The sequence below is a fragment of the Rathayibacter sp. AY1A7 genome, from assembly GCF_002930845.1.
Taxonomy (GTDB): Bacteria; Actinomycetota; Actinomycetes; order Actinomycetales; family Microbacteriaceae; genus Rathayibacter.
Window position 1 is genome coordinate 84,187 of sequence record NZ_PSTL01000011.1, and the last position, 19,851, is coordinate 104,037.

Sequence of the window (19,851 nt, forward strand, 5' to 3'; positions counted from 1 at the left end):
CGATCCACGCACCAGAACGAGAGAAAGAGCGGGCAGTGCACGACCCTCGCCCGCAGTCCACCCTCCGCCCCGAGCACCCCGTGCCGCGGAGCCTCTCGCAGCTCGTGGCCGAGTTCTCCCTCGGCCCGGTCCGCGGCCTCGAGGGCGTCGAGGTGAGCGGAGTCACGCTGGACTCGAACCAGGTCGAGTCCGGAGACCTCTACGTCGGTGTCGCAGGACGCCGTGCCCATGGCGCGGCCTTCGCGTCGGCCGCCGCGGCGTCCGGAGCCGTCGCCGTGCTGACCGACCCGGCCGGAGCGGAGCTCGCCGCCGACAGCGGCCTGCCCGTGCTGGTGACCCCCGACCCGCGGGCCGCCCTCGGCGACGTCGCCGCGTGGATCCACCGCACCCGCGAGGACGTCCCGACGCTCTTCGGCGTGACGGGGACCAACGGCAAGACGAGCGTCGTCTACATCCTCGACGCGCTGCTGCGGCGGCTCGGAGTCGTCTCCGGCCTCAGCTCCACCGCCGAGCGCCGGATCGGCGACGTCGCCGTGGTGAGCTCGCTGACCACTCCCGAGGCGAGCGAGCTGCACGGCCTGCTCGCGCGGATGCGCGAGTCCGCCGTCCGCGCGGTCTCCATCGAGGTGTCGGCGCAGGCGCTCACGCGGCACCGGATCGACGGCCTCGTCTTCGACGTCGTCGGCTTCACGAATCTCAGCCACGACCACCTCGACGACTACTCCGATCTGCGCGAGTACTTCGAGGCCAAGGCCGACCTCTTCGAGCCGGAGCGCGCACGCCGCGGCGTCGTCACGGTCGACAGCGCCTGGGGGCGCGAGCTCGCCGAGCGCAGCCGGATCCCCGTCGCGACACTCGCCGGCTCGCCGGTCGTCGGAGTCGCCCCGACGACGCCCGCCGACTGGTCGATGACGGTGCTGGACGCGACGCCCGACAGCACCACCTTCCGCCTGGAGGGGCCCGAGAACCGCTCCGTCGTCGTCACCGTCTCGCTGATCGGCTGGTACATGGCCTCCAACGCCGCGCTGGCGATCGTGATGCTGGTGGAGTCGGGCTTCGACCTGGACGCCGTCGCGCACGCGCTCGAGGACAGCCGTCTCGACGTCTACATTCCGGGCCGCGCCGAGCTCGTCTCGGGGGAGCGCGGACCGCGCGTCTACGTCGACTACGGCCACACCCCCGACGCGTTCCAGAACGCGCTCGAGGCGCTGCGGACCATCACGCCCGGCCGCCTGTTCATGGTGTTCGGGGCGGACGGGGACCGCGACACGACCAAGCGGAGCGACATGGGCGCCATCGCCGCCCGCCTCGCCGACGTCGTGGTCGTCACCGACTTCCACCCGCGCTGGGAGGATCCGGCCGCCATCCGCGCCGCGCTCCTCCAGGGCGCCCGGGCCGCCGTGCCCGACCGGGAGATCCACGAGATCGCCGACCCGCGCGCCGCCGTGCGCGCCGCCGTCGCCCTCGCGCGCGAAGGGGACTCGATCCTCTACGCCGGGCCCGGCCACGAGGACCACCAGGAGATCGCAGGAGTGCACATGCCGTATTCGGCCAGAGACGACGTCCGTCACGCGCTGCGCGAGGCGGGCTGGCTGTAGATGATCGCCCTCACCCTCACCGAGATCGCCGAGGCCGTCTCCGGACGCCTCCACCTGGCCGGCTCGTCCGCAACGGCCGCCACCGTGATCGATGGAGCGACCGAGACCGACTCCCGCGAGATCGCGCCCGGCGGCATCTTCGTCGCCAAGCGCGGCGAGCACACCGACGGCCACCTCTTCGCTCCCGCCGCTCTCGAGCGCGGTGCCGCGCTCCTCATCGTGGAGCGCCCCCTCGACCTCGACGTGCCGCAGGTCCTCGTCGACGACTCCGTCGAGGCGCTCGGCGCGCTGGCGACCGAGGTCGTCCGGCGCGTCCGCGCGAAGGGCGGGCTCACCGTCATCGGCGTCACCGGCTCGAACGGCAAGACGACGACCAAGAACCTCCTCCGCACCGTCCTCGAGCGGGTCGGCGAGACGGTCGCTCCGCGCGGATCCTTCAACAACGAGGTCGGCGCGCCGATCACGATGCTCCAGGTGTCCGAGTCGACGCGCTTCCTCGTCGCCGAGATGGGCGCGAGCGCGGTCGGCGAGATCCGCCGCCTCGTCCGGATGGCCAGGCCCGACGTCGGCGTCGTCCTCGCCGTGGGCCTCGCGCACGCCGGCGAGTTCGGCGGGATCGAGCGCACGCTCGAGGCCAAGACAGAGATGGTCGCCGACCTCACCGCCGACGACGTCGCCGTGCTGAACGCCGACGACGGCCGGGTCGCCTCGATGGCGGGCCGCACCGCCGCCCGGGTCCTCTGGTTCGGCCGCGGCGAGAGCGCGGACGTCCGCGCCGTCGACATCGACGCGACCGCCGACGGCACCCGCTTCGCCATCGAGGTCTCGGCGGGGGAGGGCCGCGAGGCCGCTCGCGCCGAGCTCCTGCTGCGCGTCCTCGGCGAGCACCACGTGATGAACGCCCTCGCGGCGACCGCCGCCGCGCTCTCTGTCGGAGTGGCGCTGCCCGCGATCGTCGAGGCTCTCGCGACCGTCACCCTTGCCGAGCGCGGCCGCATGGAGGTCCTGGGCGGCGAGGACGTCCGCGTCATCAACGACGCGTACAACGCGAGTCCCGACTCCACCGCGGCCGCCCTGCGCACCCTCGCCCAGATCGCGAAGCCCGGGGGGCGCACCGTCGCCGTCCTGGGAGAGATGAGCGAGCTCGGCGAGTGGGCCGACGAGGAGCACGAGCGCGTGGGCCTGCTGGCCGTGCGCCTCAACATCTCCCAGATCGTGGTGGTGGGCCGAGGCGCCCGCCGGATCCACGTCGCGGCCGAGCGCGAGGGATCGTGGAGCGGCGAGTCCGTCTTCGCGGAGACCTCCGACGAGGCGTTCGACCTCCTCGAGGACTACCTGCGACCCGGCGACACCGTGCTGGTCAAGTCGTCCAACTCCGCGGGGCTGCGCTTCCTCGCCGACCGTCTCGGGGAGCGTCACCGATGAGGGCACTCCTCCTGTCCGGCGCGTTCTCCGGAGCCTTCACGCTCCTGATGACGCCCCTGTTCATCCGCCTCTTCCACCGCCTGCAGTGGGGCCAGTTCATCCGCGAGGACGGACCGAAGTCGCACCACGTCAAGCACGGCACGGCGACGATGGGCGGCATCGTCATCATCATCGGCACCGTGGTCGGCTACTTCCTCGGGATGCTGTTCGGCAACCGGGCGATCGCGCCGTCGGCCCTGCTGGTGCTCTTCATGATGGTCGGGCTCGGACTCGTCGGCTTCGTCGACGACTTCCTGAAGACCCGCAACCAGCGCAGCCTCGGCCTCGGCGGCTGGGCGAAGATCGCCGGCCAGGTCATCGTCGCCGCGGCCTTCGCGGTGATCGCGATCATGGTCCGCGACTCCAACGGGCTCACACCCGCGTCCACCTCGATCTCGTTCATCCGCGACCTGCCGTTCGACTTCGCCTCCCTCGGCTGGATCGGCATCGGCCTGTTCGTGCTGTGGATCTGCATCATCGTCACCAGCACGTCGAACGGCGTGAACGTCGCCGACGGGCTCGACGGACTCGCCACCGGGTCCTCGATCCTCGCGATCGGCTCCTACGTCATCATCGGGTTCTGGCAGTCGAACCAGTGGTGCTTCGACCAGCACCTCAACCCCGAGGTCGTCGACAAGTGCTACCAGGTGAGCGACCCGTTCGACCTGGCCATCATCGCGGCGGCCGTCTCCGGTGCCCTGGTGGGCTTCCTCTGGTGGAACACCTCGCCGGCGCAGATCTTCATGGGCGACACCGGCTCGCTCGGCCTCGGCGGCGCGCTCGCGGCCCTGGCGATCCTCACCCGCACCGAGCTGCTGGTCATCCTCATCGGCGGCCTGTTCGTCATCGTGACCGGCTCGGTCATCCTCCAGCGGATCTACTTCAAGCTGACCCGGGGCAAGCGCATCTTCCTGATGAGCCCGCTCCACCATCACTTCGAGCTCAAGGGCTGGGCCGAGATCACCGTCGTCGTCCGGTTCTGGATCATCGCCGGCATCTTCGTCGCCGCCGGAGTCGGGCTCTTCTATCTGGAATGGCTGTCGCTGGCATGACCGATCCCGCCCGTCCCGACTCCCTCCGCAGCTGGCACTCGGACTGGCGCGGCCTGCGCGTCGCCGTGCTGGGCCTGGGCGTCACCGGGTTCTCGGTGGCCGACACCCTGACCGAGCTCGGCTCCGAGGTGCTGGTCCTCGCCGACCGCGCCGATGAGGAGCGCGAGCGCCTGCTCGAGGTGATCGGCGCCCGCCTGCACCGGGCCGACCGCCTCGACTCCGCTCCGGAGGAGCTGCACGCGTTCTCACCGGAGCTGGTCGTGGTGTCGCCCGGCTTCCGGCCGACGCACCCGATCCTCGTGTGGGCGGCGGAGTCCGGGATCCCCGTGTGGGGCGACGTCGAGCTCGCCTGGCGCGTCCGCGACAAGGTCGTGCGCGCCGACGGCACTCCGGCCGACTGGGTGGCCGTCACCGGCACCAACGGGAAGACCACGACCGTCCAGCTCACGGCGACGATGCTCGTGGCCGGCGGCCTCCGCGCCGCCCCCTGCGGCAACATCGGCGTGCCCGTGCTCGACGCGGTCCGCGACCCGCAGGGCTTCGACGTCCTCGTCGTGGAGCTCTCGAGCTACCAGCTGCACTACCTGGGCGCGATCGAGCCGATCGCGAGCGCGTGCCTCAACATCGCCGACGACCACCTCGACTGGCACGGCTCGTTCGACGCCTACCGCGCGGCCAAGGGCAAGGTCTACGCCGGCACCCGCGTCGCCTGCGTGTACAACCGCGCCGACGCGGCGACCGAGCAGATGGTCCTCGACGCCGAGGTGGTGGAGGGCGCCCGGGCGATCGGGTTCGGCCTCGGCGTGCCCGGCCCGAGCGACTTCGGGATCGTCGACGGCATCCTCTGCGACCGCGCCTTCCTCGAGGACCGCCGCACCAGTGCCCTCGAGATCACCACCGTGGACGAGCTCGCCGCTCGGAACCTCGCCGCTCCGCACATCGTCCAGAACGTGCTCGCCGCGGCAGCGCTCTCCCGAGCGTGCGGGATCGAGGTCACGGCCGTCCGCACCGCGCTGGCGTCCTTCGAGCTCGACGCCCACCGCATCCAGGTCGTCGCCGAGCACGACGGGGTGACCTGGGTGAACGACTCCAAGGCCACGAACCCGCACGCCGCCGACGCCTCGCTGCGCGCGTACCCGTCGGTCGTCTGGGTCGTCGGCGGCCTGCTCAAGGGCGTCGACGTGGACGCCCTCGTGGCCGCGCACGTCGGCCGCCTGCGGGGCGCCGTGGTGATCGGCGCCGACCGCTCGGCGCTGCTCGCGGCATTCCGACGACACGCGCCCGCCCTCCCCGTGAGCGAGGCGGTGCCGGACGACACTGGTGCGGTGATGCAGGCGGCCGTCGAGGCGGCCGCGACGCTCGCCCGCTCGGGGGACGTCGTCCTGCTCGCACCCGCCGCGGCCTCGATGGACCAGTTCCTCGACTACGCGGCTCGGGGCCGCTCCTTCGCGGCCGCCGTGGCGACACACCTGGGAGGGGGAGCCGATGACCGCTCCGACGACGAGCCGCCCCGCGGGCCGCTCGCGCACTGAGCCGCGCGGGAAGGACCGGAGCGGGGCCCGCTCCGCGCGGATCGTCCTCTCGAAGGTCTTCGCCTCCCACTCGCCGAACTTCTACCTCCTCTTCGGAACCACGCTCTTCCTGGTGCTGTTCGGACTGACGATGGTGCTCTCCTCCTCGTCGGTCACCTCCTACGTGTCGAGCGACGACTCCTTCGGGGGCTTCCTGCGCCAGGGCGGGTTCGCCCTCCTCGGGATCCCGATGATGCTGGTGGTCTCGCGGCTGCCCCTCGGCGTGTGGAAGCGCGTGACGCCGATCCTGCTCATCGCCGGCTGCGTCCTCCAGTGCCTCGTGCTCTTCACACCGCTCGGCGACTCCGTCGGCGGGAACCGCAACTGGATCCGCCTCGGCGCCTTCAGCATGCAGCCCTCCGAGATCATCAAGCTCGCGCTCGCCCTCTGGCTGGGGCTCCTGCTCGCCCGCCGCTACCGGTCGCCGAAGGACTGGAAGGACGCGCTCATCCCCGTCCTGATCGTCGGCGGCGCGGCGATCGGACTGGTCCTCATCGGAGGCGACCTGGGCACGGTCGTGATCATGGCGGGCATCGTCCTCGCCGCACTCTTCTACGCGAACGTCCAGATGAAGGTCCTCGTGCCGATCGTGGTGGTCGGTGCGATCGGAGCGGTGCTGTTCGCCGTCTCCAGCGACAACCGCCTCACCCGGATCATGTCCTTCCTCGGCGACTGCTCCAACGTCGAGGAGTACCAGAACTCGTGCTGGCAGCCGGTGCACGGCACCTGGGCGATGGCCTCCGGCGGGATCTTCGGCGTGGGCCTCGGCAACTCCAAGGCCAAGTGGTCCTGGCTGCCCGCCGCGGACAACGACTACATCTTCGCCATCATCGGCGAGGAGCTCGGGCTGATCGGAGCGATCGTCGTCCTGGCGCTGTTCGTGGTCCTCGCGGTCGCCTTCTTCCGCGTCATCCACGCGTCCTCCGATCCGTTCGTGCGGATCAGCACCGGCGCGATCATGGTCTGGCTGATCGGCCAGGCGTTCGTCAACATCGGCGTCGTCCTGGGGGTGCTCCCGGTGCTGGGGGTCCCGCTGCCGCTGATCTCCTCCGGAGGCACCGCCCTGCTCAGCTCGCTCCTCGCCATCGGCGTCGTCCTCTCCTTCGCCCGCACTCAGACCGCGCCCCTGCCCGGCGCGGGCGTGCTGCGCCGCAGGAAGGCGGCGGCGGAGTGACCCGCTACCTCCTCGCCGGCGGCGGCACCGCCGGCCACGTCAATCCGCTGCTCGCGACGGCCGACGAGATCCGCAGGCGGAACCCGGACGACGAGGTGCTCGTGCTCGGCACCGCCGAGGGGCTCGAGGCCCGCCTCGTCCCCCTCCGCGGCTACGAGCTCTCGGTGATCCCGCGGCTGCCGTTCCCGCGCCGCCCGAACGCGGCGGCGCTGCGGTTCCCCGGAGCCTTCCGTGCGACCATCGCCGGCATCGTCCGGACGATCCGCGACCGGCGGATCGACGCGGTGGTCGGCTTCGGCGGGTACGCGGCAGCACCCGCCTACCTGGCGGCGCGCCGCGCCGGCGTCCCCTTCACCGTCCACGAGGCCAACGCGCGCCCCGGGCTCGCCAACCGTCTCGGCGCGCGCGCGACCCGCTCGGTCGGCGTGGCCTTCGAGGGCACGCCCCTGCCGCACGCGCGGGTCGTCGGCATGCCGCTGCGCCGCGAGATCGCCGAGCTCGACCGGGCCGCGCGCCGCGACGAGGCGATGGCGGCGCTGGGCCTCGACCCGTCCCGGCAGACCCTCCTGGTCACCGGCGGCTCCCTCGGCGCTCGACGGATCAACGCGACGGTGCACGCCACCGCCCGGGATCTCGTCGCCACCGGCTTCCAGGTCCTCCACATCACGGGCGACCGCGCCGAGATCACGGACCCGGGGGTGGCCGGCTACCACCTCCTCGCCTACTGCGACCGGATGGACCTCGCGCTGTCCGCCGCGGACGTGGCCGTCTCCCGCGCGGGGGCAGCGACGGTCAGCGAGCTGACAGCCCTCGGCCTGCCTGCGGTCTACGTCCCGTACCCGGTCGGCAACGGCGAGCAGCGCTACAACGCGCGCGGCGTCGTCGACGCCGGGGGAGCGGTCCTCGTCGAGGACGCCGCCTTCCTCCCCGGCTGGGTCCAGCGGGAGCTCGTACCGCTCCTGGGCGACACCGCCCGTCGCGACGAGATGGCGCGCCGGGCCGCCCGCGTGGGAGTCCGCGACGGCTCCGGGCGGCTCGTCGACCTGATCGAGTCGACCCTCTCCGCTCCGCGCTGAGCCCGCTCCGCGCGGCTCGGGAGAGCACTCCCGCCCACCGTCTACACTGATCCGGCGCACCGCGGGAGGCCCCTCCCGCCCGCCGCGACCCACCCGAAAGCGAGAGCCCCGTGATCAAGCCCGACCTCGGCATCACCGTCCCCGACGAGCTCGGCTCGGTCCACTTCATCGGCATCGGCGGCTCCGGGATGAGCGGGATCGCCCGGCTGTTCCACCACGCCGGGCACCGCGTCACCGGGTCGGACGTCCGCGAGTCCCACCCCATCGAGCAGCTGCGGGAGCTCGGCGTCCCGGTCGCCATCGGCCACGACGCGGCGAACCTCGGGGACGCCGAGGCGGTCGTCGTCACCTCCGCCCTGTGGCCCGACAATCCGGAGTACCTGCTCGCGAAGGAGCGCGGCCTGCCCGTGCTGCACCGCTCGCAGGCCCTCGCCTGGCTGGTGCGCGGCAAGCGCCTGGTCGCGGTCGCCGGAGCGCACGGCAAGACCACGTCGACCGGGATGATCGTCACCGGCCTCCTCGGCGTCGACGCCGACCCCAGCTTCGTCAACGGCGGCATCATCGAGAGCCTCGGCACCTCCTCCGCCGCCGGCTCCGGCGAGGTCTTCGTCGTCGAGGCCGACGAGTCGGACGGCAGCTTCCTCCTCTACGACACCGCGGTCGCCCTCATCACGAACGTCGACCCGGACCACCTCGACCACTACGGATCGCTGGAGGCGTTCGAGGAGGCCTTCGTCACCTTCGCCTCCTCCGCGAGCGAGCTCGTCGTCATCTCCTCCGACGACCCCGGCGCCGTCCGCGTCACCGAGCGGCTGGACGGCGGACGGGTGCTGACCTTCGGTGAGGCCGAGGGGGCGGACGTCCGCGTCGTCGACCTCGACCTCGTCGGCCCCGTCGGCTTCTCGGTCGAGTACGAGGGCAGGCGCTACTCGGCCCGCCTCCGCATCCCCGGCCGGCACAACGCGATCAACGCGGCCGGCGCGTTCGCAGTGCTGGTGGGCCTGGGCTTCGATCCGGCCGCCTCGCTCGAGGCCGTGTCGGCGTTCGGAGGCACGGAGCGCCGCTTCGAGCTGCACGGAGCGGTCCGCGGAGTCAGCGTCTACGACGACTACGCCCACCACCCCACCGAGGTGGCCGCCGCCCTCTCCGCCGCGCGCACCGTGGTCGGCGAGGGCCGCATCATCGCCGTGCACCAGCCGCACCTCTACAGCCGCACCCGCCTCTTCGCCCGCGAGTTCGCCGAGACGCTCGAGCGCTACGCCGACGAGACGATCGTCCTCGACGTCTACGGGGCGCGCGAGGATCCGGAGCCCGGAGTGACCGGAGCGCTGGTCAGCGAGAAGTTCGCCGACCCGTCGCACGTCTCGTTCGTCCCGGACTGGGCGGAGGCGGCCCGCCTCGCGGCCGGCATCGCGCGCGAGGGCGACTTCGTCATCACCCTCGGCTGCGGCGACGTCTACCGGATCATCCCGAAGGTGCTCGAGTCGCTCGGCTCGAGCGAGGCCGCGCCGGTCGCACGATGACCGCGGTCCTCGCGCCCGAAGCGGGGGAGCGGCCGTGAAGCGGCCCGACGGCGGACGCCCTCCGGCGCCCGGTCGGAGCGGCCCCACGCGCGGCGGCGAGCCGGAGCCGGACACCGAGCCGATCCGGATCGTCTCCGCGATCCGCGTGGACCCGGAGCCGGCCGAGCGCACTCCGTCGCGCGCGGGCGCGGTCCGCCGCACCCTCTCGGGCCTGCGTCTGCCCGGTGCCGAGAACCGGGCCGTCTCTCGGGCCGCCCGCGAGCGGAGGCGCTACGAGCGGGGGGAGGTCCGCCGCTTCACGAAGCGCTCGCGTCGGCGCCGCCTGATCGCCCTGGTCGTGGCAGGGTCGCTCGTCGCCCTCGCCCTGATCGTCGGAGTCGCGGCCTTCTCGCCGCTCATGGCCGTGCGCACGATCGAGATCGCGGGCACCCAGCGCGTCGACGCCGCCGCCCTGCAGAGCGAGCTCGACGACCAGCTCGGCGTCCCGCTCACCCTGGTGGACCGGGACGAGGTCGGCCGCGTGCTGGGCGCGTCCCCGCTCATCCAGAGCTACTCGGTGCAGACCCGGCCGCCGAGCACCCTCGTGGTGTCGATCGTCGAGCGCACGCCCCTCGGCGTGATCGCGGCGGGGGGCCGCTTCGAGCTCGTGGACGCGGCCGGAGTCGTCATCGAGACGGCGGACTCGGCGCAGCCCGGCTACCCGGTCCTCACCACCGCGTCCGGCGACGCCTCGGGAGCCGGCTTCCGCGCGACCGCGCGGGTGCTGCGCTCCCTGCCCGCGTCGCTCGCTCCGCAGGTGACGGCCGCCACGGCCACGACCGGCGACGACGTCTCGCTCACCCTGCAGAACGGCACGGAAGTCGTCTGGGGCGGGTCGGACGAGTCGGCGCTCAAGGCCGTCGTGCTCGAGAAGCTGATGGCCGCGACCGACCCCGCCGTCGTCGGCACTTACGACGTGTCCTCGCCCCAGGCCGCCGTCGTGGCGCCCCGGCCCTGACCGGCGGCGGATCCGCGGGTTCTTTCGAGCGTTGCGGGCGTGTCTGCTGGGAGCGCGACCGGACTCCGCCTACCGTCGGAGCCGAACCCCAAATGCATACTCAGCATAACTTTAAGCCTCAACTACAGGTTTAAGGTTCAGCCCGGAGGCCGGAGACGTGACTTCAAACCAGAACTACCTCGCCGTGATCAAGGTCGTCGGCATCGGCGGTGGCGGCGTCAACGCCGTCAACCGCATGATCGAGCTCGGCCTGCGCGGTGTCGAATTCATCGCGATCAACACGGACGCCCAGGCGCTCCTGCTCAGCGACGCCGACGTCAAGCTCGACGTGGGCCGCGAGCTGACCCGCGGACTCGGCGCCGGCGCCGACCCCGAGGTCGGCCGCCGCGCCGCCGAGGACCACGCCGAGGAGATCGAGGAGGTCCTCGCGGGGGCCGACATGGTCTTCGTCACCGCGGGCGAGGGCGGCGGTACCGGCACCGGCGGCGCGCCCGTCGTCGCGCGGATCGCCAAGTCGATCGGCGCCCTCACCATCGGCGTCGTGACCAAGCCCTTCGGGTTCGAGGGACGCCGTCGGCAGACGCAGGCCGAGGCCGGCGTCGCGACGCTGAAGAACGAGGTCGACACGCTCATCGTCGTCCCGAACGACCGCCTGCTCGAGATCAGCGACCGCGGCATCTCGATGCTCGAGGCCTTCGCGACCGCCGACCAGGTGCTCCTCGCCGGCGTCCAGGGCATCACCGACCTGATCACCACCCCCGGCCTGATCAACCTCGACTTCGCCGACGTGAAGTCGGTCATGCAGGGCGCGGGCTCGGCGCTGATGGGCATCGGCTCGTCGCGCGGCGCCGATCGCGCGATCAAGGCGGCCGAGCTGGCCGTCGCCTCACCGCTGCTCGAGGCCAGCATCGACGGCGCGCACGGCGTGCTCCTCTCGATCCAGGGCGGCTCGAACCTCGGCATCTTCGAGATCAACGACGCGGCGCGCCTCGTCCAGGAGGCGGTGCACGCCGAGGCGAACATCATCTTCGGTGCCGTGATCGACGACACGCTCGGCGACGAGGTGCGCGTCACCGTCATCGCCGCGGGGTTCGACGGCGGAGAGCCGGGCGGGACCGCTCAGGCCGCGATCGCCCAGCCGCGCCAGCAGCAGAGCTCGGCGAGCGAGTCGGCCGACGAGCCCGTCCCGGCTCCCGCAGCCGCCCCTGCGGCCGGCTCGATCTGGTCGAGCACCCCCGTCGCCGCCCCGGCCCCTGTCGCCGACCCGTCCTTCGACGACGACGACAGCGACCTGGACATCCCCGACTTCCTCAAGTAGTCGTGCCGGATCCGGAGCTGGCCGCGCGCTGGGCCGAGGTCTCCGAGCGGGTCGCCGACGCGACCCGCTCGGCCGGTCGCGAGGCGTCCTCGATCACGACCATCGTGGTGACCAAGTTCCACCCCGTGTCGCTGCTCCGCGACCTCCTCGAGCTGGGCGTCGTCGACTTCGGCGAGAACCGGCACCAGGAGGCGCAGGAGAAGTCGGCCGAGCTGGCGGGGACCGCTGCGCGCTGGCACTTCATCGGGCAGCTCCAGAGCAAGAAGGCGCGCCAGGTGCGCCGCTACGCCGACGCGGTCCACTCCGTCGACCGGCTCGCGCTCGTCCCGCTGCTGGAGGCGGGGGAGGAGCCGCTCGACGTGTTCCTGCAGGTCAACCTCACCGAGGATCCCGACCGCGGGGGAGCGTCGCCCGCCGACGTCGAGCCCCTCGCCGAGGCTCTCGCCGGGGCGCCCGGCCTCACGCTGCGCGGCGTGATGGCGGTCGCCCCGCTGGACGAGGAGCCCCGTCCGGCTTTCGCCCGGCTCCGGTCGATCTCCGACCGCGTGCGCGCCGTCGAGCCCTCCGCCACGGCGATCTCGGCGGGCATGTCGAACGACTTCGCCGAGGCGATCGCGGAGGGTGCGACACACCTGCGAATCGGATCGGCAATCACCGGAGAACGCCCCGCCCGCACCTAACCTCGTGGTGACCCACCTGTGGGAGCACACACGACACGGAGGACACCCCATGGCCAACCCGCTGAAGAAGACGATGGTCTACCTCGGACTCGCCGACGAAGAGGTCGAGTACGAGCGCGCAGAGCCCGTCGAGGCGGCCCCGGCGACGGCCCACCGCGCACCGGTCTCCCCGGTGCAGCCCGTCCCTCCCGTCGAGCCGGTGCAGCAGCCCCGCGCGACGGTCACCCCGCTCCGCAAGCCCACCCCCCAGACCCCGAAGGCGACGGCACCCGCCGAGATGAACGAGATCCTCACCGTCCACCCGAAGCAGTACCGCGACGCGCAGGTCATCGCGGAGAACTTCCGCGACGGCATCCCCGTGATCATCAACCTCTCGCAGATGAGCGATGCGGACGCCCGCCGCCTCATCGACTTCGCGAGCGGACTTTCGCAGGGCCTCTACGGCCGCATCGAGCGCGTGACGAGCAAGGTCTTCCTGCTCTCGCCGTCGCACATCACCGTCGCCGGCGACTCCGCCTCCGCCGAGAGCGACGCCGACGCGTCGTTCTTCGCGAAGTCCTGATCCCGGGGAGCCCTGGCCCCCGGTGACCTCCGTCGTCTCGCTCCTCGGGAGCGTCCTGTACTTCGTGCTGCTGCTCTACTTCTTCGCGATGTGGGCGCGGTTCGTGCTCGACCTCGTCCGCGTGATCCGACGCGACTGGCGCCCCCGCGGTGCCGGCCTCGTCGCCGCGGAGGGCGTCTACACCGTCACGGACCCGCCGATCGGCTTCTTCCGACGCCTGATCAAGCCGGTCTCGATCGGTCCGATCGCCCTCGATTTCGGCTGGAGCCTCACCATGCTCTGCGTCATCGTGGGCATGTACATCGCCACGTGGCTCCAGCGCGCCTGACCGTCCCTGTATCGTTGGCACGTCCGGACGTTCCCCGCGGTGTCAGCACTGCGCCGTGCGCCTGAAGTTGCTAGCTTTAGTCGCGCGTTGTTAAACGTGTACCTACTTGAAATCGAAGGTGGAAAGCCATGGCGCTCACTCCCGAAGACGTTGTCAACAAGCGGTTCCAGCCGACCAAGTTCCGTGAGGGATACGACCAGGACGAGGTCGACGACTTCCTCGACGAGGTCGTCGTGGAGCTCCGCCGCCTGAACCAGGAGAACGAGGAGCTTCGTCAGCGCCTCTCCTCCGGCGACAGCCGCCCGTCGGATGCCCGAGTCCCCGACGCCCCGCGCGAGAGCACTCCTGCTCCCGCCCCGGTGGTCGACGAGGCACCCGAGCCGGAGCCGCAGCCCGAGCCCGAGCCCACCCCGGCTCCCGCACCGGTCGTCGCTCCCGTCAGCTCCTCGCAGTCGGCTCCGGTCGACGAGGCCGAGAGCTCCAGCGGACTCCTGCAGCTCGCCCGCCGCCTCCACGAGGAGCACGTGCGCGAGGGTGCCGAGAAGCGCGACGCTCTCGTCGCCGAGGGCCGTGCCACGGCCGCCCGCATCGTCGCCGAGGCCGAGGCCAAGCAGCGCCAGCAGGTCGCGAAGCTCGAGGAGGAGCGCGCGACGGTCGAGCACCGCATCGACGAGCTCCGCACCTTCGAGCGCGAGTACCGCCAGAAGCTGAAGAGCTACATCGAGGGCCAGCTCCGCGACCTCGACACCCAGCCGGCGTCGACGGAGTCCTCGCTGTCGGGCTTTGGGGCGTAGTCCCGCCGCAGCGGACGTCAGGCCGAGGGTGCTCGTCACCCTCGGCCTCGTCGCGCTCGCGGTCTTCGCGATCGATCAGACCGCGAAGTTCCTGGTCACGACGAACCTGACCCTGGGCGAGGACGTCCACGTCCTCGGCGACGTCCTGATCCTGCACTACGTGAAGAACCCGGGCGCCGCCTTCTCCCTCGCGAGCGGGTCGACCTGGATCTTCTCGATCATCGCGGCGTGCGTCGTCGTCGCCGTGATCTGGTTCTCGCGCCGGATCCGCTCCACCGCGTGGGGCGTCTTCTTCGGCCTGCTGCTCGGCGGCACCCTCGGCAACCTCTTCGACCGGCTGTTCCGAGAGCCCTCCTTCGGGCTCGGACACGTCGTCGACTTCCTCTTCACGCCGTGGCTGCTCCCGGCGATCTACAACGTCGCCGACATCGCGATCTGCACGGCGATGGCGCTGTTCGTCCTCCTGAGCGTGCGGGGCGTCGGCCTCGACGGCACCCGTGAGCGCGCGGGCCGCGACGAGCAGGACCAGGTCGTGTCCGAGAACGGCGCTCCCGCTGCCCCCGGAGCGGGCGCCCCCGCAGCGGCCTCCTCCGTCGAGGAGGCGGCCCGCGACGCCGACCGCCCCGGCGGACGCTGATGGCGCAGTCCCGAGAGCTGCCGGTCCCGGACGGGCTCGACGGCCTCCGCGTGGACGCGGCCGTCGCGAAGCTGCTCGGCTTCTCGCGCACCTTCGCGGCCGAGGTCGCCGAGGCGGGCGGAGTGAGCGCCGACGGACGGGTCCTCGACAAGAGCGACCGCGTGCACGCCGGCACCTGGCTGAGCGTCGAGTGGAGCCCGCGCGAGGAGCCGCGGATCGTGCCGATGGCGGTCCCCGGCCTCGGCATCGTGCACGACGACGACGACATCGTGGTGATCGACAAGCCCGTCGGAGTGGCCGCGCACCCCGCCGTGGGCTGGGAGGGACCGACGGTGCTCGGCGCCCTCGCCGCCGCGGGCTTCACCGTGTCGACCTCCGGTGCGGCCGAGCGCGCGGGCATCGTGCACCGGCTCGACGCCGGCACGAGCGGCCTCATGGTCGTCGCGAAGTCCGAGCGCGCCTACACGCACCTCAAGCGGGCGTTCCACGACCGCACGGTCGAGAAGGTCTACCACGCGGTCGTGCAGGGCCACCCCGACCCGCTCGCCGGGACGATCGACGCCCCGCTCGGCCGCCACCCGTCCTCGGACTGGAAGTTCGCGGTCCGCGCCGACGGCAAGCCCTCGGTGACCCACTACGAGACGATCGAGGCCTTCCCGTTCGCCTCCCTCCTCGAGATCCACCTCGAGACCGGCCGCACCCACCAGATCCGCGTGCACATGGCCGCCCAGCGCCACCCGTGCGTCGGCGACGCCATGTACGGCGCCGATCCGACCCTCTCGAAGCGGCTCGGCCTCACCCGCCAGTGGCTCGACGCGGTCCGGCTCGGCTTCACCCACCCGGGCTCGGGGGAGTGGGTGCAGTTCGAGGCGTCCTACCCCGACGACCTGGTGCACGCCCTCGAGGTGCTGCGCGGGGAGTGATCCGCGCTCTCCCGGCCGGACCCGCGTCCGGCGCGGTTAGACTTCTTCCCGCCGTGTCCACGGGCCCTCCCGGGTCGCCGGCCATCCCTCCCCTGCCCGCAGTCCGCCGGAGGCGCATCCTTGCCGAGTAACGATTCCTTCGTCCACCTCCACGTGCACAGCGAGTACTCGATGCTCGACGGTGCAGCGCGGGTGAAGCCGCTGATCGACGCGGCGGTCGAGGAGGGCATGCCGGCCATCGCCGTGACCGACCACGGGAACGTGTTCGGCGCCTTCGACTTCTGGCGCACCGCGACGGCGGCGGGGATCAAGCCGATCATCGGCACCGAGGCCTACCTCACCCCGGGGACGCACCGCTCCGACAAGACCCGCATCCGCTGGGGCGACGGCGGAGGGGACGACGTGTCCGGCTCCGGCGCGTACACCCACATGACGCTGCTCAGCTCGACCACGACGGGCATGCACAACCTCTTCCGCCTCTCCTCGCGCGCGTCGATCGAGGGCTACTACTTCAAGCCGCGCATGGACCGCGAGATCCTCTCGCAGTACTCCGAGGGCCTGATCGGCACCACGGGCTGCCCGAGCGGCGAGGTCCAGACGCGCCTGCGCCTCGGCCAGTACAAGGAGGCCCGCCAGGCGGCCGCCGACTACCGCGACATCTTCGGCAAGGAGAACTTCTTCGCCGAGATCATGGATCACGGCCTCGACATCGAGCGGCGGGTGATCGGCGACGTCATCCGGCTCGCGAAGGACCTCGACCTCCCGTTGGTCGCCACCAACGACCTGCACTACACGCACGCGCACGACGCGACCTCGCACGCGGCGCTGCTCTGCGTGCAGTCCGGAACCACCCTCGACGACCCCAAGCGCTTCAAGTTCGACGCGGACGAGTTCTACCTCAAGTCGCCGCGCGAGATGCGCCAGGTCTTCCGCGACCACCCCGAGGCCTGCGACAACACGCTCCTCATCGCGGAGCGCTGCGACGTCCAGTTCGACACCTCGGCGAACTACATGCCCCGCTTCCCGGTGCCGGAGGGCGAGACGGAGGACACCTGGTTCGTGAAGGAGGTCGAGGCCGGACTGCGCGAGCGCTACCCGGACGGCATCTCCCAGGAGGTGCGCGACCGGGCGGACTACGAGACCCGCGTCATCCTGCAGATGGGCTTCCCCGGCTACTTCCTCGTCGTCGCCGACTTCATCAACTGGTCCAAGCGCAACGGGATCCGCGTCGGTCCCGGCCGCGGCTCCGGTGCCGGCTCGATGGCGGCCTACGCGATGAAGATCACCGACCTCGATCCGCTGCGCCACGGCCTGATCTTCGAGCGCTTCCTCAACCCCGACCGCGTCTCCATGCCCGACTTCGACGTCGACTTCGACGACCGTCGCCGCGGCGAGGTCATCCGCTACGTCACCGAGAAATACGGCGACGAGCGCGTCGCGCAGATCGTCACCTACGGCACCATCAAGGCGAAGCAGGCTCTCAAGGACGCCTCGCGCGTCCTCGGCTTCCCGTTCGGGATGGGCGAGAAGCTGACGAAGGCCATGCCGCCCGCGATCATGGGCAAGGACATCCCGCTCAGCGGCATCAACGACCCCGCCCACGCGCGCTACAAGGAAGCGCTCGACGTGCGCAACGTCATCGCCGAGGACCCGCAGGCCAAGCTGGTCTTCGACACCGCGCTCGGACTCGAGAACCTCAAGCGCCAGTGGGGCGTGCACGCGGCCGGCGTCATCATGTCCAGCGATCCGCTGCTCGACATCATCCCGATCATGAAGCGGGAGCAGGACGGCCAGATCGTCACGCAGTTCGACTACCCCGCGTGCGAGTCGCTCGGGCTGATCAAGATGGACTTCCTGGGGCTGCGGAACCTCACGATCATCGACGACGCCCTCGACAACATCCGCGCCAACCGCGGACAGGACCTCGTGCTCGAGGACCTCGAGCTCGACGACCAGGCCGCCTACGACCTCCTCGCGCGTGGCGACACGCTCGGCGTCTTCCAGCTCGACGGCGGCCCGATGCGCGGGCTTCTCCGGCTGATGAAGCCCGACAACTTCGAGGACATCTCCGCAGTCCTCGCGCTCTACCGGCCGGGCCCGATGGGCGCCGACTCCCACACCAACTACGCGCTGCGGAAGAACGGCGTGCAGGAGATCACCCCGATCCATCCGGAGCTCGAGGAGCCGCTCTCGGAGGTGCTCGGAGGGACCTACGGCCTGATCGTGTACCAGGAGCAGGTCATGTCGATCGCGCAGAAGCTCGCGGGCTTCACGCTCGCGCAGGCCGACCTGCTGCGGCGCGCGATGGGCAAGAAGAAGAAGTCCGAGCTGGACAAGCAGTTCGAGGGCTTCTCGGGCGGCATGATCGCCAACGGCTACTCGATGGAGGCCGTCAAGACCCTCTGGGACATCCTGCTGCCCTTCTCCGACTACGCCTTCAACAAAGCGCACTCGGCGGCGTACGGCGTCGTCTCCTACTGGACGGCGTACCTCAAGGCGCACTACCCCGCGGAGTACATGGCCGCGCTGCTCACCAGCGTCGGCGACTCCAAGGACAAGATGGCCGCCTACCTCAACGAGTGCCGGCGGATGGGGATCAAGGTGCTCCCGCCGGACGTCAACGAGTCGATCGGCTTCTTCACCGCCGTCGGCACCGACATCCGCTTCGGCCTCGGCGCCGTCCGCAACGTCGGCATGAACGTCGTCGAGGGCATCCGGGCCGCCCGCGAGGAGAAGGGGCGCTTCGAGACGTTCCACGACTTCCTCCGCAAGGTGCCGCTGCAGGTGACCAACAAGCGCACCATCGAGTCGCTCATCAAGGCCGGCGCCTTCGACTCGCTCGGCTCGACCCGCCGCGCCCTGGTCGAGGTGCACGAGGACGCCGTCGAGGCGGCGGTAGGGGAGAAGCGCAACGAGGCGAACGGCCAGGTCGGCTTCGACTTCGACAGCCTCTGGGACGAGCCGCAGGCCGCGATCCAGGTGCCCGAGCGGCCCGAATGGGCCAAGCGCGACAAGCTCGCCTTCGAGCGCGACATGCTCGGGCTCTACGTGTCCGACCATCCGCTCGCCGGACTCGAGACCGAGCTCGCCAAGCACTACAGCACCACGATCGCCGACCTGCTGATCTCGGAGACGATCGCCGACGGCGAGACCGTGGTCGTCGCGGGCCTGGTGACGAGCGTCCAGCACCGCATGGCCAAGGCCTCCGGCAACCAGTACGGGATGATCCAGGTCGAGGACTTCGGCGGCGAGATCACCTGCATGTTCATGGGGAAGGCCTACCAGGAGTTCGCCCCGGCGCTCACGAACGACTCCATCGTCGTCGTCAGAGGCCGCGTCAGCATGCGCGACGACGGGATGAACCTGCACGCGTTCAGCCTGTTCGCCCCCGAGATGAGCCAGGACGGCGACTCGGGACCGCTCACCGTCTCGATGCCCGAGTCGCGCGCGACCACCGACACGGTCTCGCAGCTCAGCGACGTGCTCATCCGCCACTCCGGCCAGACCGAGGTGCGCCTGAAGCTCATCAAGGGCGACACGGCCCGCGTGTTCGAGGTGCCGTTCCCCGTGCGCATCACCCCGGACCTCTTCGGCGAGCTGAAGAGCCTGCTGGGGCCGAACTGTCTGTATTGAATTCCGAGCCGGTCCCTGCCCGGCTCGGCGCGGTCGGCTGGGGAGGGTGGCCGGGTTCTCAAGAGCGTCCTGCGTACGGCTACGACGATCCGCTGACACGCGGATCGCCGGTTCGCGGTGCCTGTGGCGAGCCGGTCCTTGACCGGCTCGGCGCGGTCGGCTGGGGAGGGTGGCCGGGTCGGTGAGAGCGTCGTGCGTCCGGCTACGACGATCCGCTGACACGCGGATCGCCGGTTCGCGGTGTCTGTGGCGAGCCGGTCCCTGCCCGGCTCGGCGCGGTCGGCGGGGGAGGGTGGCCGGGTTCTCAAGAGCGTCGTGCGTACGGCTACGACGATCCGCTCGCACGCGGATCGCCGGTTCGCCTCGGAGGGTCGGGCGAGAGGGTGGCGGATCGGAGGGCGAGCCTGCGGCCGCCGGTGTCCTCCTGGTGGTCGAGTAGCCGCGCGGCGGCGTATCGAGACCGGGCGAGCGCCCGTAGATGCTGGTCGAGTAGCCGCGGAGCGGCGGATCGAGACCGGGCG

Annotated in this window: 16 protein-coding genes; all 16 read left to right on the forward strand. The window is 71.4% G+C overall.

Annotated elements, in window-relative coordinates; translation table 11 throughout:
- The first annotated feature begins 35 nt into the window (after positions 1-35).
- The 16 genes from C5B95_RS10415 (at position 36) to dnaE (ending at position 19,330) form a co-directional block, all read left to right on the forward strand.
- Positions 36-1,598, forward strand: a complete 1,563-nt coding sequence (locus C5B95_RS10415; protein WP_104349102.1) for a Mur ligase family protein — start codon at positions 36-38, stop codon at positions 1,596-1,598.
- Positions 1,599-3,023 carry a UDP-N-acetylmuramoyl-tripeptide--D-alanyl-D-alanine ligase gene (gene murF, locus C5B95_RS10420; RefSeq protein WP_104222590.1) on the forward strand — a complete coding sequence of 475 codons (1,425 nt, stop codon included), beginning with the start codon at positions 1,599-1,601 and terminating at the stop codon, positions 3,021-3,023.
- A complete protein-coding gene (mraY, locus tag C5B95_RS10425) occupies positions 3,020-4,114 on the forward strand; it encodes a phospho-N-acetylmuramoyl-pentapeptide-transferase (RefSeq protein WP_104222591.1) in 1,095 nt (364 codons plus the stop codon). Before murF ends, mraY begins: the two co-directional genes overlap by 4 nt.
- Positions 4,111-5,646 (forward strand): UDP-N-acetylmuramoyl-L-alanine--D-glutamate ligase, encoded by a 1,536-nt coding sequence (gene murD / locus C5B95_RS10430; protein ID WP_104347100.1) that lies wholly within the window; start codon positions 4,111-4,113, stop codon positions 5,644-5,646. The genes mraY and murD overlap by 4 nt, the downstream gene beginning before the upstream one ends.
- Positions 5,600-6,859, forward strand: coding sequence for a putative lipid II flippase FtsW (gene ftsW / locus C5B95_RS10435; protein ID WP_104222593.1), 1,260 nt, complete (start codon positions 5,600-5,602; stop codon positions 6,857-6,859). Before murD ends, ftsW begins: the two co-directional genes overlap by 47 nt.
- On the forward strand, positions 6,856-7,935 hold the full coding sequence (gene murG / locus C5B95_RS10440; RefSeq protein WP_104349103.1) for an undecaprenyldiphospho-muramoylpentapeptide beta-N-acetylglucosaminyltransferase: 1,080 nt from the start codon (positions 6,856-6,858) through the stop codon (positions 7,933-7,935). The genes ftsW and murG overlap by 4 nt, the downstream gene beginning before the upstream one ends.
- A gap of 110 nt (positions 7,936-8,045) precedes the next feature.
- Positions 8,046-9,458, forward strand: coding sequence for a UDP-N-acetylmuramate--L-alanine ligase (murC, locus tag C5B95_RS10445; RefSeq protein ID WP_104349104.1), 1,413 nt, complete (start codon positions 8,046-8,048; stop codon positions 9,456-9,458).
- Positions 9,459-9,492: 34 nt separating this feature from the next.
- Positions 9,493-10,455 carry a cell division protein FtsQ/DivIB gene (locus C5B95_RS10450; RefSeq protein WP_104349105.1) on the forward strand — a complete coding sequence of 321 codons (963 nt, stop codon included), beginning with the start codon at positions 9,493-9,495 and terminating at the stop codon, positions 10,453-10,455.
- Positions 10,456-10,612: 157 nt separating this feature from the next.
- A complete protein-coding gene (ftsZ, locus tag C5B95_RS10455; protein ID WP_104349106.1) occupies positions 10,613-11,773 on the forward strand; it encodes a cell division protein FtsZ in 1,161 nt (386 codons plus the stop codon).
- Positions 11,774-11,775: 2 nt separating this feature from the next.
- Positions 11,776-12,453, forward strand: a complete 678-nt coding sequence (locus C5B95_RS10460; RefSeq protein WP_104250761.1) for a YggS family pyridoxal phosphate-dependent enzyme — start codon at positions 11,776-11,778, stop codon at positions 12,451-12,453.
- Between the two features lie 49 nt (positions 12,454-12,502).
- The gene (locus tag C5B95_RS10465; RefSeq protein WP_104222599.1) at positions 12,503-13,015 is read left to right on the forward strand and encodes a cell division protein SepF; all 513 of its coding nucleotides are present in this window, start codon (positions 12,503-12,505) and stop codon (positions 13,013-13,015) included.
- 22 nt (positions 13,016-13,037) lie between these two features.
- Positions 13,038-13,343 carry a YggT family protein gene (locus C5B95_RS10470; protein ID WP_258059242.1) on the forward strand — a complete coding sequence of 102 codons (306 nt, stop codon included), beginning with the start codon at positions 13,038-13,040 and terminating at the stop codon, positions 13,341-13,343.
- A 128-nt stretch (positions 13,344-13,471) separates the two neighbouring features.
- Positions 13,472-14,137, forward strand: a complete 666-nt coding sequence (locus C5B95_RS10475; RefSeq protein ID WP_104267391.1) for a DivIVA domain-containing protein — start codon at positions 13,472-13,474, stop codon at positions 14,135-14,137.
- A 28-nt stretch (positions 14,138-14,165) separates the two neighbouring features.
- A complete protein-coding gene (gene lspA / locus C5B95_RS10480; RefSeq protein WP_104273469.1) occupies positions 14,166-14,774 on the forward strand; it encodes a signal peptidase II in 609 nt (202 codons plus the stop codon).
- Complete coding sequence (locus C5B95_RS10485; RefSeq protein ID WP_104233341.1) at positions 14,774-15,697, forward strand: RluA family pseudouridine synthase; 924 nt, start codon at positions 14,774-14,776, stop codon at positions 15,695-15,697. Before lspA ends, C5B95_RS10485 begins: the two co-directional genes overlap by 1 nt.
- A gap of 171 nt (positions 15,698-15,868) precedes the next feature.
- Entirely contained in the window at positions 15,869-19,330 is a 3,462-nt protein-coding gene (dnaE, locus tag C5B95_RS10490) for a DNA polymerase III subunit alpha (protein ID WP_244229655.1), read from the forward strand.
- Positions 19,331-19,851 lie beyond the last annotated feature (521 nt).

Bases quoted from the DNA above. Each gene is read 5' to 3' on its own strand.
- murF (WP_104222590.1), top strand. From the start codon at position 1,599: ATGATCGCCCTCACCCTCACCGAGATCGCCGAGGCCGTCTCCGGACGC.
- mraY (WP_104222591.1), top strand. From the start codon at position 3,020: ATGAGGGCACTCCTCCTGTCCGGCGCGTTCTCCGGAGCCTTCACGCTC.
- murD (WP_104347100.1), top strand. From the start codon at position 4,111: ATGACCGATCCCGCCCGTCCCGACTCCCTCCGCAGCTGGCACTCGGAC.
- ftsW (WP_104222593.1), top strand. From the start codon at position 5,600: ATGACCGCTCCGACGACGAGCCGCCCCGCGGGCCGCTCGCGCACTGAG.
- C5B95_RS10465 (WP_104222599.1), top strand. From the start codon at position 12,503: ATGGCCAACCCGCTGAAGAAGACGATGGTCTACCTCGGACTCGCCGAC.
- C5B95_RS10475 (WP_104267391.1), top strand. From the start codon at position 13,472: ATGGCGCTCACTCCCGAAGACGTTGTCAACAAGCGGTTCCAGCCGACC.
- C5B95_RS10485 (WP_104233341.1), top strand. From the start codon at position 14,774: ATGGCGCAGTCCCGAGAGCTGCCGGTCCCGGACGGGCTCGACGGCCTC.
- dnaE (WP_244229655.1), top strand. From the start codon at position 15,869: ATGCTCGACGGTGCAGCGCGGGTGAAGCCGCTGATCGACGCGGCGGTC.